This window comes from Actinoplanes sp. NPDC049681 (genome assembly GCF_044465265.1).
In the GTDB taxonomy this organism is placed as follows: Bacteria; Actinomycetota; Actinomycetes; order Mycobacteriales; family Micromonosporaceae; genus Actinoplanes.
Genome location: NZ_JBITLP010000004.1, coordinates 534,492 through 550,143, shown reverse-complemented (window position 1 = coordinate 550,143; position 15,652 = coordinate 534,492). Strand labels below are relative to the sequence as shown.

General features: G+C 72.5%; 11 protein-coding genes. 6 read left to right on the top strand and 5 right to left on the bottom strand.

Features of this window, described 5'->3' with window-relative positions; all coding sequences use genetic code 11:
* Positions 1–626: 626 nt before the first annotated feature.
* The 5 genes from ACIBO8_RS16940 (at position 627) to ACIBO8_RS16920 (ending at position 6,637) form a co-directional block, all read left to right on the top strand.
* A complete protein-coding gene (locus ACIBO8_RS16940) occupies positions 627–1,499 on the top strand; it encodes a hypothetical protein (RefSeq protein ID WP_396116141.1) in 873 nt (290 codons plus the stop codon).
* A 70-nt stretch (positions 1,500–1,569) separates the two neighbouring features.
* Positions 1,570–2,253, top strand: coding sequence for a tRNA (guanosine(46)-N7)-methyltransferase TrmB (gene trmB, locus ACIBO8_RS16935; protein WP_396116140.1), 684 nt, complete (start codon positions 1,570–1,572; stop codon positions 2,251–2,253).
* 202 nt (positions 2,254–2,455) lie between these two features.
* Positions 2,456–4,540 carry an ATP-binding protein gene (locus tag ACIBO8_RS16930; RefSeq protein ID WP_396116139.1) on the top strand — a complete coding sequence of 695 codons (2,085 nt, stop codon included), beginning with the start codon at positions 2,456–2,458 and terminating at the stop codon, positions 4,538–4,540.
* Between the two features lie 58 nt (positions 4,541–4,598).
* A complete protein-coding gene (locus tag ACIBO8_RS16925) occupies positions 4,599–6,002 on the top strand; it encodes a selenium-binding protein SBP56-related protein (protein ID WP_396116138.1) in 1,404 nt (467 codons plus the stop codon).
* Complete coding sequence (locus ACIBO8_RS16920; RefSeq protein ID WP_396116137.1) at positions 5,999–6,637, top strand: hypothetical protein; 639 nt, start codon at positions 5,999–6,001, stop codon at positions 6,635–6,637. Before ACIBO8_RS16925 ends, ACIBO8_RS16920 begins: the two co-directional genes overlap by 4 nt.
* Before the next feature lie 11 nt (positions 6,638–6,648).
* Here ACIBO8_RS16920 and ACIBO8_RS16915 read toward each other — a convergent pair whose 3' ends face one another.
* Positions 6,649–6,876 carry a hypothetical protein gene (locus ACIBO8_RS16915; RefSeq protein WP_396116136.1) on the bottom strand — a complete coding sequence of 76 codons (228 nt, stop codon included), beginning with the start codon at positions 6,874–6,876 and terminating at the stop codon, positions 6,649–6,651.
* 355 nt (positions 6,877–7,231) lie between these two features.
* Between ACIBO8_RS16915 and ACIBO8_RS16910 the strand changes: the two genes are divergently transcribed.
* Positions 7,232–8,398, top strand: a complete 1,167-nt coding sequence (locus ACIBO8_RS16910) for a helix-turn-helix domain-containing protein (protein WP_396116135.1) — start codon at positions 7,232–7,234, stop codon at positions 8,396–8,398.
* A 43-nt stretch (positions 8,399–8,441) separates the two neighbouring features.
* On the opposite strand, the gene ggt is transcribed toward ACIBO8_RS16910, so the two are convergent.
* From ggt to ACIBO8_RS16890, 4 genes are all read right to left on the bottom strand, one after another.
* Complete coding sequence (ggt, locus tag ACIBO8_RS16905) at positions 8,442–10,235, bottom strand: gamma-glutamyltransferase (RefSeq protein WP_396116134.1); 1,794 nt, start codon at positions 10,233–10,235, stop codon at positions 8,442–8,444.
* A gap of 86 nt (positions 10,236–10,321) precedes the next feature.
* Positions 10,322–12,259, bottom strand: a complete 1,938-nt coding sequence (locus ACIBO8_RS16900) for an ABC transporter ATP-binding protein (protein ID WP_396116133.1) — start codon at positions 12,257–12,259, stop codon at positions 10,322–10,324.
* Positions 12,256–14,043: an ABC transporter ATP-binding protein gene (locus ACIBO8_RS16895; RefSeq protein WP_396116132.1), complete on the bottom strand. Its 1,788-nt coding sequence runs from the start codon at positions 14,041–14,043 to the stop codon at positions 12,256–12,258. Before ACIBO8_RS16895 ends, ACIBO8_RS16900 begins: the two co-directional genes overlap by 4 nt.
* 39 nt (positions 14,044–14,082) lie before the next feature.
* Positions 14,083–15,591 (bottom strand): alpha/beta hydrolase, encoded by a 1,509-nt coding sequence (locus ACIBO8_RS16890; protein ID WP_396116131.1) that lies wholly within the window; start codon positions 15,589–15,591, stop codon positions 14,083–14,085.
* Positions 15,592–15,652: the final 61 nt, after the last annotated feature.

Here is a 15,652-nt window from a genome sequence, read left to right as displayed (position 1 = left end):
CTCCGGGACTCGGGCCATCCGGGACTCGGGCCATCCGGGACTCGGGCCATCCGGGACTCGGGCCATCCGGGACTCGGGCCATCCGGGACTCGGGCCGTCCGGGACTCGGGCCGTCCGGGACTCCGGGCCCCGAGGCGGCACCCGCCGTCCGCGGCACGCAGGCAGCCCTTCCGGTGTACCTCGGCACGCGAACCCGAAGCCTTGCGGCACCCGCCTGCCACACGGGCACCGCGCTTGCGGCACACGCCTGCCACGGGCAGCTGCCGGCTTTCCCACCAGCCGGCGGCCCGGCTGTCGCCGAGCGGCCTCCGCGACCAGGCGCCACCCCCATCGGGACACTCGGAACCATCCGAGGACGTTTCTCCGTACCGGTGGACGGGCGTGGACCGAACGCGGGCCCGGGTCGCCCGAACGGTCCGGAATTCTTCTGGTTTCGGTGTGGGAACTTCTTAGGTGCAGGCCGGTTGCGACGATGTCTTCGGGTGTAAGCGGGGGCAACACGTCGGGGGGCGTTGGTCATGTCGGTGGTCGGCCGGGTTACGGGAAATCTTCTGGTGGCGGCAGCGGGTGCGGCCGGGGTCGCTCTGGCGGCTCCGGCGCCTGCCTCCGCGGCTTCGGTGCCCAGCATGCCGACCCTCGTCGCTTACGTGCGCAGCGGGGATGTGTACGTGAGCAAGGGCGCCGCCGAGACCCGGGTGACGACCGGCGGGGGCTGGTCGCGGCCGCAGTGGTCGCCGGACGGCCGGTCCATCGCGCTGTTGAAGGGCGGCCAGCTGTGGACCATGAAGGCCGACGGCAGCGGCAAGCGGCGGCTGACGACGCGGGCCGCCGCCGGGCCCTCGTGGTCGGCCGACGGGAAGTCGATCGCGTTCGCCTCGCTGTCCTGTTCGGGTGGGCCGGGGGTCTACACGATCTCCGCCACGGTGGCCGGGGCCACGCCGTCGGTGGTGTTCCCCTCGTACTGCCGGGAGGAGGAGCTGCCCGCCGAGCCCGCCGCGCAGGCCGCCACGTCCGGGTCGCTCAGCGAGCGGCTGCGTACCGATGATGCGGTGGCGTGGTCGCCCGACGGCACGAAGGTCGCCTTCCGGGGCGGTGACTGCGAGTCGATCTACGACGCGTGCCTGACCGTGGGGACGCTGGCGACCGGCGGCGAGAAGACCGTCGACGCTTACGGCGGTGGCAGCCGGCAGACCTCGGGTTTCGCCGTGGTGCCGAGCTGGCGGCGGGACGGCGCGAAGCTCGCCTGGACCGCGTACCAGAAGGGTGAGACGGCGGCCGAGGACCTGCCGGTGCACGTCGTCGAGTACGACGTGGCGACCGGGGCGAAGCGCACCGTCGGTGCCAGTCAGGACCGGGAACTGGCCTACGTCGACAACAGCCGCGGGGTCGCGACCAGCACGTACAAGGGTGGCTCGTGGGTGATGGTGGTCAACCTGGCCACCGGTGCGCGGACGCCGTTCCACCAGGGTTCGCAGCCGAGCGTCCAGCCCGCCCGCTGAGGCCGGGGCAGCCGTCCCACCTCCGCCCGCCCGGGATCCGGGCGGGCGGATGCGTATCGTGGAGCGCCTGATGAGCGACACGACCGAACGGGCTATCCGGACCTTTCACCCCCGGCGGGGCCGGATGAGCAACCGGCATGCCGATGCCTTCGCCGAGCTGTGGCCGCGCCTGGGGCTGACCGTCGTCGACGGGGACCGGACCCCGCTCGATCTCCGGGAGCTCTTCGGGCGCGATGCTCCGCGCGTACTGGAGATCGGTTTCGGGATGGGTGAGGCGACCGCGGCGATGGCCGCGGCCGATCCGGGGCGTGATTATCTCGGGGTCGAGGTGCACACGCCGGGCATCGGCAACCTGCTCGCGCTCGTCGGCGAGCGGGGCCTCACCAACGTCCGGGTGGCGCACGGCGATGCGATGGAGCTGGTCCGGCGCCTTCCTCTCGGCAGCCTCGACGCCGTGCATTCCTTCTTCCCGGATCCGTGGCCGAAGGCGCGGCACCACAAGCGGCGGCTGGTCCAGCCGGCGCACGTCGCTCTGCTGCGCGAGCGGCTCCGGCCCGGGGGCACGCTGCACTGCGCCACCGATTGGGAGCACTACGCGGAGGCGATGGCGGTTGCGCTGCGGGCCGATCCCGGCCTGGAGGATGTGTACGGCGGGTACGCGCCGCGCCCCGGGCATCGCCCCGTGACGAAGTTCGAGCAGCGGGGCGTACGGGCCGGGCGGGAGATCTTCGACCTGGTGTACCGGCGACGCTGAGCTGGTTTGCCGGTTTTATGGCTTTCGCGCCCGTACGCTGGACAGCGGAGGGCGGAGCATGCCACGAAGCGATGTTGGCCTCGACCGCCCGGCGGGCCACGGTTCTCCCAGGCATCCGGGCGCGGGCCCCGGTGCTGCCGCGGGGGAACCTCCGACGATCGGGAGCCCGCCGGGGGCGGGCGGCGGCATGCAAGCGCCGTGGATGACCGGTGCGTCGCGGTCCTGCGCCGACGGGCGTCCCGCCGTGCCGGCGCGCAACGTCCTGACCAGCGGTGCCGCCGACCAGGTCGCGGCGCTGATCGCCCGCGCCGCGCGCTCGGCCTGCGGATTGGTGCACTTCATCGACGGTGACCGGCTGCTGCTCTACGGCGGGTACGGCCTCCGGGTGCCCCGGGAGGAGCTGGCCGACATCCCGATCGGGGACACGCTGGGCGGCATCGTCGTCGAGACCGGCGAGGAGCTGGCCGTCGAGGACCTGACCAGCGACGATCGGGTTCCGGCCGGCTCCCCGCTGCGGCGGTACGGGCTGACCGGGGCGTACCTGGGCCGGCCCATCCGCGACGAGCACGGGGTGATCCTCGGCGTGTGCTGCGCCCTCGACTCGAAGCCCCGGACGTGGAGCGCCGACGACCGGGCCGTGGTCGCCGACGCCGCGCAGGTCGGCACGTTGCTCATCACCGAGCAGCTCGCCCGCCACGAGGTGGACCGGCAGCGGCGGTTCCTCGACGCCGTGCTCGACAGCCTGCACGACGGCGTGACGGCGTGCGACGCGGACGGGCGGGTCGTACTCGTCAACGCCCGGATGCAGCAGCTGTGGGAGGCGGCCCGGATCCCGGATGAGCTCGACGGGGACGGGGCCGTCGCCGGGCTCACCGACCGTGACGGCAAGCCGATCGAGCCCGGCGACATCTCGCTGTACCGGGCGCTCCGCGGTGAGCACCTGCGCGGTCACGAGCTGGTGTTGTCCCAGCCGGGCTGCCCGACGCGCCACTTCGTCGTCGACGCTCAGCCGATCATCGGGCCCGACGGGGTCACCGCGGGCGCGGTCCAGGCCGTGCAGGACGTCACCCGGCGCAAGCGGGCCGAGCGGTTCCGTACGTGCGAACTGAACGTGATCACCGCGCTCGCCGACGCGCCCAGCGTGGAGGCCGCCGGTCCCCGCGTGCTGGAGGCGATCGTCGGCACGCTGGGCTGGACGCACGCCGAGCTCTGGCTGGTGGACGACGCCGCCGGGGTGGTCCGCTCGGTCGCCCACTGGCATGCGCCCGGGTGGACCGCGGAGATCGAGGTGCCGGCCGAGCTGCCGTACGGGACGGGACTCGCCGGCCGGGCCTGGCAGGCGGGCAAGCCGCTGTGGATCCGCGACGTCAGCCTGCCGCAGAGCCTCATCTCGCCCGAGACGGCGCGGGAGTCGCAGCTGCACGCCGCGCTGGCGATACCCGTTCGGCACGGGTTGGAGCCGCTCGGCGTACTCAGCGTCTTCGCCGGTTCCGCGGAGAGCCCGGACGACGAGCTCGTCGCCCTGATGTCGGGGATCGCCGCGCACATCGGCCAGTTCGTCGAGCGGCGGATGGTCGAGGATCTGCAGCGGCAGCTGGCCCGGACCAGGGACGAGTACCTCGCGCTGATCGGGCACGAGCTGCGTACGCCGCTGACCTCCATCGGCGCGTACACCGAGCTGCTGCGCGAGGCCGATCCGAAGACGCTGGTCGAGGACGGGCCGGCGATGCTGGAGGTCATCGACCGCAACACCACGCGGCTGCGGCACATCATCGGCGAGCTGCTCGAGCTGTCCGCCCTGGACACCGGCCACGCCGCCGTGCAGCTCGCGCCGGTCGACCTCGCCGAACTGGTCCGGGAGGCGGTGGCGGCCACCCGCGCGGCGATCGAGGGCGAGCCGCTCGTCATCGCCGAGGATCTCCCCGACCAGCTCGTGGCGCCCGGGGACCGGCGGCGGCTGCGGCAGGTGGTCGACAACCTCGTCGGAAACGCCGTCAAGTACAGCCCGGACGGCGGGCGGGTGACGGTCACGCTGCGCACCGACGGGGGCGCGGCCGAGCTGTCCGTCTCGGACACCGGGATCGGCGTCGCCCCGGAGGAGCGGGAGAAGATGTTCACCGGGCTGTACCGCACGAGCCGCGCCCGCGACCGCGCGATCCCCGGGTCGGGTCTGGGTTTGACGCTGAGCCGCGCGGTGGTGCAGCGTCACCACGGCACCATCCAGCTCACCGAGCACGACGGTCCGGGCACGACGGTGGTCGTCCGGCTACCGCTGGAGACGCGTTGACAACCTGTTGACATCTGTGACCCTGTTCACAGCCGGTTCGCGCGGCGAGGATGGCGGCATGACGCGCTGGACCCCCGACCCCACCTTCTACGCCTCCCCGCGGGATGCGCTGACCGCGCCCGCCGAGCAACTGGCGTACGTCGCGGCCTTCGACCGCTCCGCCACCCGGCCCGACGCCATCGCCGTGCTGGACACCGATCCGGCTTCCGACACGTACGGGAAGGTGGTGGGCTGGACCGATCTTCCGCACACCGGCGACGAAGTCCATCATTTCGGCTGGAACGCGTGCAGCAGCGCGCTGTGCCCCACCGCGCCGCATCCGCACGTGGAACGGCGCTACCTGATCGTGCCGGGCCTGCGGTCGTCGCGGCTGTACGTACTCGACACCAAGGACGACCCCCGCAACCCGGTCCTGGTCAAGGAGATCGCCGCCGAGGAGCTCGCCGGCAAGGCGGGCTACTCGCGCCCGCACACGATCCACTGCGGACCGGACGGGATCTACGTGTCCGCGCTCGGCGGCGGCTCCGCCGAGGGTCCCGGCGGCATCGCGGTCCTCGACCACACCACCTTCGAGGTACGCGGACCCTGGGAGCAGGACCGCGGGGACCAGTACTTCGCGTACGACTTCTGGTGGCACCTGACCCGCGACGTGCTGGTGTCGTCCGAGTGGGGCACACCGTCCATGATCGAGGACGGGCTCAACCCGGAGCTGTTGGTCGGCCGCAAGTACGGCCACCATATCCACTTCTGGGACCTGGCCAAGCGCACCCTCGTGCAGAGCGTCGACCTCGACGACCAGTACCAGATGCCGCTCGAGCTGCGTCCCGCCCACGACCCCCGCAAGGAGTACGGCTTCGTCGGCGTGGTCACCAGCGTCGAGGACCTGTCCGCGTCGGTGTGGGTGTGGCACCGCAACGGCGGGGAGTTCGCTGTGACCAAGGTGATCGACATCCCCGCCGAGCCGGCCGACGCCGCCCATCTGCCGCCGGCGCTGCAACCCTTCGGCGCGGTCCCGCCGCTGGTCACCGACATCGACCTGTCCGTCGACGACCGTTTCCTCTACGTCTCCTGCTGGGGCACGGGCGAGCTCAAACAGTTCGACGTCTCCGACCCGTTCCGCCCGAGGGAGACCGGCTCCATCCGCCTCGGCGGCGTCGTCGGCCGGGTGGCCCACCCCGCCTCCCCCACCGAACGGCTCGCCGGCGGACCGCAGATGGTGGAGATCTCCCGCGACGGCAAGCGGGTCTACGTGACCAACTCGCTCTACGGCTCCTGGGACGACCAGTTCTACCCCGACGGCGTGGGCGCCTGGATGGCGAAGATCGACGTGGACACCGCGGCGGGCGGGATGACGCTGGACGAGCGCTTCTTCCCGCACGGCGACGACTTCCGCGGACTCCGGGTGCACCAGACCCGGCTCCAGGGTGGCGACGCGTCGTCCGACTCGTACTGCTTCCCGTGACCGCCGGCCAGCTGGCCGCCCTCGCCGCCCTCGGCGCCTTCCACGGCCTCAACCCCGCGATGGGCTGGCTCTTCGCGGTGGCGCGAGGCATGCAGGAAGGCAGCCGTACGGTGCTGCTCACGTCCCTGCCCCCGATCGCCGCCGGCCACCTGGCCTCGGTGGCGATCGTGGCGGCCGTGGTCTCGGCGACGGAATCGGTGCTCGCCGGCAACGTGGTCGCGATCGCGGGCGGCGTACTGCTGGTCGGCTTCGGCCTGTGGCGGCTGCTGTCTCAGCGGCACTTCCGGTGGGCGGGAATGCGGCTGTCGCAGGGGCAGCTCGCGGGCTGGTCGTTCCTCATGTCGTCCGCACACGGGGCGGGACTGATGCTGCTTCCCGTCCTGGCGACGACGCCGCCGCCCGCAGGTGGGCACATGGCTCATGCGATGAACGCTGCGCCGGCGGGTGCGCTGACCGGGCTGCTGGCGGCCGGGGTGCACACGGTCGCGATGTTCGCGGTGATGGGGGTGTGCGCGGTCGCGGTCTACGAGTTCGTCGGTCTGAGCGTCCTGCGGCGGGCATGGTTCAACGTGGACAAGCTGTGGGCGGCGGTGATGGTCGCGGCCGGAGCACTGACGATCGCGCTGACAACCTGAGTGCGGCGGCATCAGAGTTCGGTCCAGAGCATCAGCACGTGCCGGACGCCCGCGCTACGGGCAAAGGCCGCCACGGCATCGTCGACCGTCTCGTGTCTGGTCCTCACGTCCGCGTGCGGGATGAAGAACGACCATCCGTCTGGATACCGATGGGCGGTCCCGACGAGCCGACCGGCAAGCGGGCGCGGTTCGTCGGCGTCCCGGAGGGTCACGACGGCGTCGGCCGGTCCGCCGGTCATGACATCCGTCCGCCATGCCCGCGGGCCCGCCTGGCCAGGGGTCATCAGCGGCCGGTATTCAGCGGTGGGCGCATCCCATCCGGGCCACGGGTGGCGGTGTTCCAGGTCGTCAGCGCGTTGTACGGCGACAACCCGTTCGGCGGTAGCCGCCGCAGCGACGTCGGCGGCCCGGTGTCGTCCTGTCCGGCGAAGCCGGCTCGGCCAGCGCATGGTTTCCCCCCTCGGTGATGTGCTCCGGTCAAAGACCGTGTCTCCGGGGTCCACCGTGGGCCGGTACGGTGGCGGGTGGAAGCGGTTGCGGGTTGCCCAGGTGGCATCGGCAACCCCCCGCAACAGGTGGTCCGGGGAGGTCGCCGTGGCGGCATTCGGGCAACGGCTCCGCGCGCTGCGGACGGAACGTGGGCGGTCGCTGGCGGATCCGGCCGCCGCGGTTCCTTGCGATAAGGGGCACCTGTCGCGGATCGAGAACGGCGGGCGCCGGCCGACGGCGGAATTGGCGCGCCGGCTGGACGATGTGCTCGGCGCGCGGGGTGACATCGTGGCTGCGGTTCATCTCGATGCGGTGGCCGCGGATGATGCCCGCCCCTGGGAGACGGCCGAGTTGCTCCGGCGGGTGCAGGCGAACGACGCGACACCGGCGACACTGGAGTCCTTGCACGCGACGGTGTTCGAGCTGTGTTGCCAGTACGCCAGGCAACCGGCAGCCGACCTTCGGGCCGAGGCTCACGGATGGATGCGCGAGGTCGCACGGTTGCTGCACCGGCCGACCGGTCTCGCTGCGCACCGGGAGCTCCTGGTGGCCGCCGGATGGCTGGCTCTGGTGGCCGGCTGTGCCGAGTACGACATGGGCATGCGAACCGGTTCGGAGGCCACGCGGGTGGCGGCCCGGCAATTGGGCGACGAAGCCGGGCACGCCGAGATCGCGGCGTGGTCGCACGAGATGGCGGCATGGTTCGCGCTCACCCAGTCCCGTTGTCGAGGCGTCCTGACGGCAGCCGAGGCCGGCCGATCGGCAGCGCCCGACGGATCGGCGGCCGTGCAACTCGCCGGTCAGGAGGCGAAGGCCTTCGCACGGCTGGGTGACGTCGCCGCGGTACGGGATGCGCTGGCGCGGGGCCGCGCGCTGCTGGACCGGATGGCGGCACCGGACCGGCCAGATCACCACTTCGTCGTGGACCCCGCCAAGTGGGACTTCTACGCGATGGATGCGTATCGGTTGGCCGGGGACGACGAGCTGGCCGCCCACCATGCCCGGACGGTCCTGGCCCTGGGCGCCGGACCGGACGGCGAAAAGGCACCCATGCGGATGGCGGAGGCCCGGCTGACGCTGGCCGCGGTGGCCGCGCGAGCGGGTGATCTGGAGCAGGCGGTGGCTACCGGTATCGGCGCGTTGGGGGCAGGGCGCAAGTCGCTGCCGTCGCTTCTGATGGTGGCCGGGGAGCTGGATGTGGAGCTGCATCGGCGGTTCCCCGGCGAGTCGTCCGCCGACGATTTCCGGGACGCGCTGCGTTCGATCGGCTGAGACGACGAGGGGACGGACCCGCGGCCCGCCCCCTCTGTGGCGATCAGCGACGCGGCCGGACGACCGCGGCCGAGCCGCCGCCGCGGCGGACGGGTTCGGCGGTGGCGATCAGGCCGCCGTGGCGGGTGAATTCGATCGCCGTCGCCGCGCCGAGTTCCGGCACGTCAGCGCTGAACGTATGCCCCAGCGCCTCGAGGCCGGGGCCGTACTGCTGGTGGAAGGCCGGCTCGGCCTGGATGCCCGGGGTGTTGCGCTGCGACGCCCGCGGGGCGGCCATCGCCTCCGGGAGGGTCATGCCGAGGTCGATCCGGTTGATGAGGATCTGCAGCACCGTGGTGATGATGGTCGCGCCGCCCGGGGAGCCGAGAGCCAGGAAGGGCTTGTCGCTCTTGAGGACGATGGTCGGGGACATCGAGCTGCGGGGGCGCTTGTTCGGGCCGGGCAGGTTGGGGTCCGGCGCGGTGCCCTGGGTGGGTGCGAAGTTGAAGTCGGTCAGCTCGTTGTTGAGCAGGAAGCCGCGGCCCGGTACGACCATCGCGTTGCCGCCGGTCTGCTCGATCGTCAGGGTGTACTCGACGATGTTGCCCCACCGGTCGGTGACGGTCAGGTTGGTGGTGCTCTGGCCCTGCTCGACCGGGGCGCCCGCGCGGGCCGGCGTGCAGCCGGTCGCGGTGATGTCGCCGGGCGGGACCGGCTTGGTCAGGGCGTGGTCGGGGTTGATCTGGCAGGCGCGCTGGGTGGCCCAGCCGTCGCTGATGAGCTTGTCCAGCACCGGCTGCGGGGTGTACGCCCCCACGTAACGGTTGCGGTCGGCGAAGGTCAGCGCGGTCGACTCGGCGTACCGGTGGAGGGCCTGGGTGATCGAGACCTTCGACAGGTCGGTCTGCTCGAGGATGTTGAGGGCCTCCCCCACCGCCGTGCCGCCGCTGGAGGGGGTGGACATGCCGTAGACCGTCAGGCCGCGGTAGCCGGAGCGGGTCGGTGCCGGGTAGCGCACCTGGTAGCCGGCCAGGTCCGAGCGGGTCAGGTCGCCGGGGCGGATCGGGTACGCCCAGGTGCCGGTCGGGTCGTCCGCGACGGGCGGGTGCTGGACGGTACGGACGACGTCGGCGCCGATCGAGCCGCGGTAGAAGACGCCGGTGCCGCGCTTCGCGATCAGCCGGTACGTGTCCGCGAGGTCGGGGTTGCGCTGGACGGCGCCGACCGCGGGCGGGGCCCCGCCGGGCAGGTAGAGCTCCCGGGTCGAGTCGAACTGGCCGAACGCGGCGGCGTTGTCGGCGATCTGCTGGTGGAAGGTCGCGTCGACGGTGAAGCCGTGGTCGGCGACCCGGGCGGCCGGCAGCAGCAGGCTGCTCAGCGACCGGGTGCCCCACTTCTTCGCCGCGGCCTCCCAGGTCGCGAGGGTGCCGGGGGTGCCGACCGACAGGCCGCTGACGCGGGCCTCCTGGAAGTCGTACGGCTTGCCGTCGGCCGGGTCGATGAAGGTGTCCTCGGTCATCGTGGCCGGCCCGGACTCGCGGCCGTCGATGGTGCTGACGGTGCCGCGTGCCGCGTCGTAGTAGACGAAGAAGCCGCCGCCGCCGATGCCCGCCGAGAAGGGTTCGGTGACGCCGAGGGTCGCGGCCGCGGCGACGGCGGCGTCGACGGCGTTACCGCCGCGGCGCAGGACGTCCAGGCCGACGGCCGTGGCGGTGGGGTCGACGGTGGAGACCGCTCCGCCGAAGCCCACCGCCGTGGGTCCGCCGTTGCGGACATGGGCGTTCGCGACGGTCGGCACCAGGCCGGCCGATGTCAGGGCGAGGGTGGCGGTGGTGGCGAGCGCAAGAGTGAACCGCATCGTGCCTCCGGCGCGATCGAGAGAGAGTGGACAGTCCCTCCCTGCCTACCGGCACCGGCGACCTTGCACAACCCGAGACACGCTTATCACGCTGCGTGATTGGTGATGCCGTGGGTCGCCCAGGTCCGGTACATGGCGGCGTACCGGCCTCCGGCCGCCACCAGCTCGTCGTGGGAGCCCGATTCGACGATGGCGTGGTCGTCCACGACGATGATCCGGTCGGCGCGGCGCGCGGTGGAGAGACGGTGCGCGACCAGGATCGCCGTGCGGCCCTGCAGCAGCCGGTCCAGCGCCGCCTCGACCCGCAGCTCGCTGCGCAGGTCCAGGCTGGAGGTGGCCTCGTCCAGCACGACCACCCGCGGCTCGGCCAGGAACGCGCGGGCCAGGGCGAGCAGCTGCCGCTCGCCCGAGGACACCGACTGGCCGCGCTCGTGCAGCGGCGTCTCGAGCCCCTCCGGCGAACGGTCGACCAGGTCGTTGAGGCCGACCGCATCGACCGCCGCGCGGACCTCGGCGTCGGTGGCGTCCGGGCGGGCGAAGGCGATGTTGTCGCGCAGCGTCCCGGCGAAGAGGAACGGCTCCTGCGGGACCACGCCGATCTGACGGCGCAGCGACGCGAGCGTGACGTCGCGCAGGTCGTGGCCGTCGATGAGGATGCGCCCGGCGGTGGGGTCGTAGAGGCGGGTGACCAGCTTCGCGAGGGTCGACTTGCCGGCGCCGGTCGGGCCCACGCAGGCGACGGTCTCCCCCGGGCGGATGGTCAGGTCGACGTGGTCCAGCACCGGGCGGTCCGCGAGGTAGCCGAAACTGACGTCCGCGAAGACGATCTCGCCCCGTACGGGCGGGAGCGGCCCTGCGTTCTCGGTCTCGCGGACGGACGGCTCGGTGGCGAGCAGACCGTTGATCTTCGCCACCGCGGCCCGGCCCTGCTGGTACTGCGTGTAGAGCTGGACCAGCTGCTGCACCGGCTGGAAGAACGAGTTGAGGTAGAGCACGAAGGCGGTCAGCTCGCCGATGCTCAGCGTGCCGCGCAGCACCATGCGGCCGCCGACGAGCAGCAGGGCCGCCATGCCGATCAGGCCGATGACCGAGGTGCCGGGGCCGTAGAGCGCGTTGATCCGGCCGGTGAAGTCGTTCGCGTCGCGATAGCCGCCCACGACTTCGCGGTGCGCGACGATGTTGCGCTCCTGCCGGTTGTGCGCCGTGACCACCCGGGCGCCGTTGAGGCTCTCGGCGAGGTCGGCGAACATGGCCGCGATGGTGTCGCGCTGGCGGTTGTAGCCGCGGTCGGCGGCCCGGCGGAACCACAGCGAGGCCGCGGTCAGCGGCGGCACGACCAGGAGCAGCGTGATGAGGGCCAGATCGGCGTTGTAGTGGAACAGCACGCCGGTGACGAGGACCATGGTGAGCGCCTGGATGCCGAACTGGGCGAAGCCGTCGGCGAGCAGGCTCTGCAGCGCCTCCACGTCCGAGGTCATCCGGGTCATGGTGACGCCGGCCTTCTCGCGGGTGTAGTAGTCCAGCGACATGCGTTGCAGGTGCGCGAACAGGCGGATCCGCAGGTCGCGCGTGGCGTACGCGGCCATCCGGCCGGTCTGGCGCATGCGGGCCGCGGTGGCGACCCCGGTCAGCAGTACCGCCGCGACGAAGGCGGCGGTCGCCCCGATCAGGACCCGCAGGTCGCGGCCGCCCATGCCGTGGTCGATACCGACCTGGACCAGGTACGGGCCGGCCTGCAGCAGGAGCGTCTCCACCAGCACGGCGACCGTGGCGGCGGCGAGTAGCACCGGGCGGCCGGTGAGCAGGCGGGCGAGCGTCACCCGCCTGCCGCGGTCGGCCACCGGGTCGTACGACGCCTGCGGGTCGCCGTGGTCGGGTTCGCGCGCCTCCAGCTTCGCCACACCTTCGGCGAGGTCGTCGGGGATGCCGGAGAAGGGCAGGCCGTTGCCCTTGCGCCCGGCCGCGCCGACCGACGGCCGCCCGCCGGCGTTGAACCCGCCGAACCCGCCACCGAACATGCTCATGCGGCTACCTCCGGCAGGTCTTGCGAAGGGAGATCTTGCGAAGAGGCGAGGACGCGGGCGTAGCGCGGCTCGGTGGCCAGCAGGGAGGTGTGGGTGCCGTCGGCGACGACCCGGCCGGCCTCCATGAGGATCACCCGGTCGGCGAGGCCGATCGTGGAGAGGCGGTGGGCGACGATGAGGGTGGTGCGGCCGCGCATCCGCTCGCGCAGGGACTCGTGGATGCGTTTCTCGACCGTCACGTCGATCGCGCTGGTGGCGTCGTCGAGGACCAGCACGGGCGGGTTCACCAGCAGGGCGCGGGCGATCGCGATGCGCTGCCGCTGGCCGCCGGAGAGCGTGTAGCCGCGTTCGCCCACGACCGTGTCGTAGCCGTCGGGCAGGGCCCGGACGAACTCGTCGGCACCGGCCGCCCGGGCCGCCCGTTCGACCTCGTCGCGGGTCGCGCCGGGCCGGCCGTACGCGATGTTGTCGTGCAGGGACAGCGAGAAGAGGAACGGCTCGTCGGGGACGATGCCCACCTGGTCGCGCAGACCGGACAGGCGCAGCGTGCGCACGTCGTGGCCGTCGATCGTCACGCGCCCGCTCGTCACGTCGTAGAAGCGGGCGATCAGCCGGCCCAGCGTCGACTTGCCGCTGCCGGTCGCGCCCACGACCGCGACCGTCTCGCCCGGCCGGATGCGCAGGTCCAGGCCGTCGAGGGCCACGGTGCCGTTCGGGTACGCGAACCGTACGTTCTCGAAGCACACGTCGCCGCGCAGCGTGGCGTCGACGGGGTCGGCGGCCTCCACGACCTCGCTGGGGGTGTCCAGGATCTCGTAGATCCGCCGGGCCGACGCCGACGCCCGCTGCCCCAGCATGATCATCATGCCGAGCAGGCGGAACGGCGGCTGAAGCATGAGGACGTAGGAGTTGAACGCGACGACGGTGCCGACGGTCGTCCGGCCGTCGATCACCATCAGCCCGCCGACGAGCAGCACCAGGGCGAGCCCGAGCCTGGGCAGGTTGTCCAGCACCGGTGTCCACCGGCTGCGGATCCGGGCGTCCTGCAGGTACGCCCACCGCACCCGGTCGGCGGCCTCGGCGAGCGTGCCCAGCTGGCGTCCCTCGGCGGCGAACGCCTTGACGATGCGGACGCCCTGGATGTTCTCGTCGACCACGGTGGCGAGCCGGGCCAGCCGGGCCTGGATCAGCCACGACACCGGGAAGATCGCCTTGCGCATGCCCACGCCCAGGACCCCGATGACCGGCATGGTGGCCATGGCGACCACGGCGAGCGGCACGTTGATCGAGAGCATCAGGCCGAACGCGACCACCGCGATCAGGCACTGCACCAGGATCGACGGGCCGAACGAGAGGTACATCTGCACCGCGCGGATGTCGGAGCCCGAGCGGGACATCAGCTCACCGGACTGCACGCGGTCGAAGAAGCCGAACGGCATCCGGGCCAGGTGCGCGTAGACGAGGTTGCGCAGGTCGTACTCGAGCTCGTACGCCGTGCGCAACAGGTAGAGCCGGGCCAGGTAGTTGACGACGCCCTGGACGAGGGCCAGGGCGACGATCCACCAGACGTACGTGGCGAGGTGCGCGCTGCGCTCGACGATCGCGTCGTCGATGCCGATGCGCACGAGGTTGGGGATCTGCACCTGCACGACCAGGCCGGCGAAGGAGAGCACCAGCGAGGTGATCAGGAGTGCCCGGTGCGCCTTGACGAGCGGCAGGGCGCGGCGGAGCCAGGATTTGCCGGTGTCCGGGTCGATGGACGCTCTGGGCGCGCGACGGCTCAAGGAGCGCCCTCCTCCCGGGGGGTGGGGTAGTTAGCCAGGCTAACGATACCCCGCGGCCCGTGGATCCCGCCGCCCGGTGGGACGCTTGCCCACCCCGCCGGCGACCGGCTCCACACCCGGACAGGAGGTGCCGGCCGCCGGCGGGCGTACGGTCAGCAGGTAGCGGTCCACGGCCGAGGTGACGCAGTCGCTGCGGCCGTAGACGACGTGCCCCCACCCGTCGTAGGTCACCAGCGTCGCCCGCGGCCCGAGCTGCGCCGCCACCGTGCGGGCCCAGACGTACGGGGTCGCGGGATCGTGCCGGCTGTTGATCAGCAGCACCGGTCCGGTCCGGACCGGGTCCGGCACCCGCTGCGGATTGTCCGGGGGCAGCGGCCAGCCGAGACACCCCGTGACCGAGGCCATCGCCAGCGGGGACACCGGCATCTGCGGGTTGGCCCGGGCCAGCCCGGCGAGGCGGTCGCGCAGCCCGGCCCAGCCGCCCACCGGCATGGCCCAGTCGTCGCAGAAGACGGCCGGGAAGCTGTGTTCCACCTCCGTGACGGCCCCGCGCGCGCGGCGCCCGGACGGCGTCGCGGCCTCCCGCAGGTAGACGGCGAGCGAGTGCCACTGCGGGTCGTAGAAGGAGCCGAACGCGACGCCGAGCAGGTCGTAGACCGTCATCCGGTAGGACGGGTCGAACGGGTCGCGCAGGGTGCCGCGCCCGGCCCGGGCGAGCAGGGCGGCCCAGATCCGGCGGACGTCCCGGCCGTGCAGGGCGCAGTCGGTGCTGCGGGCGCACCAGGCCACGAACTCGTCGAAGGAGTCCTGCGCCGTGCCGGTCTCCGCGTCGAGGAAGGCGTCCGTGTCACCACTGTGGTCCATGACGCTGTCGAGGACCAGCGCGCGGACATGACTCGGGTACCGCTCGGCGTACTGGGCGCCCAGCAGGGTGCCGTAGGACGCGCCGTAGAAGCTGATCTTGTCTTCGCCGAGGGCCGCGCGGAGGCTGTCCATGTCCTGCACCACGCTCATGGTGTCCACGTGACCGAAGACGGGGCCGGAGCGCCGGGCGCAGTCGGCGGCCAGCCTGCGGTTGTAGGCGACCGTCTCGGCGTACACCTGGGCACTGTCGACGAGCACGGACGGCCCGGCGGCGAGCAGCGATGCCGAGCAGACGACGGGATTGCTGCGGGCCACGCCGCGCGGGTCGAAGCCGACGATGTCGAAGCGGCGCCGCAGCTGCTCGCTGAAGAACCAGGGGCTGTCCAGCGCGAAGTCGACCCCGGAGCCGCCGGGACCGCCGGGGTTGACGATCAGCGTGCCGATCCGGTGCTTCGGGTCGGTGGCCGGGCGGCGGGCGACGGCGATGCTCAGCGTCGGCCCGTACGGGACGGACCGGTCGACCGGCACCCGCAGGGTCATGCACTGCGCGGTCCGGTCATCGGCACAGGCCTTCCACACCGTGCCGCGGTCACGGCCGGCCTGAGCGGGGCTCGCGGCGGCCGGCGTCACCAGCGTCAGGACAGCCAGGAACGCGGCCAGGATCGGCCGGGTGGTTGCTCGCACCGCGTCGTCTCTCCGCCCTGCACGGCAGCGCGCCGCGCGCCTCATGTCTAGACGAAGCGCG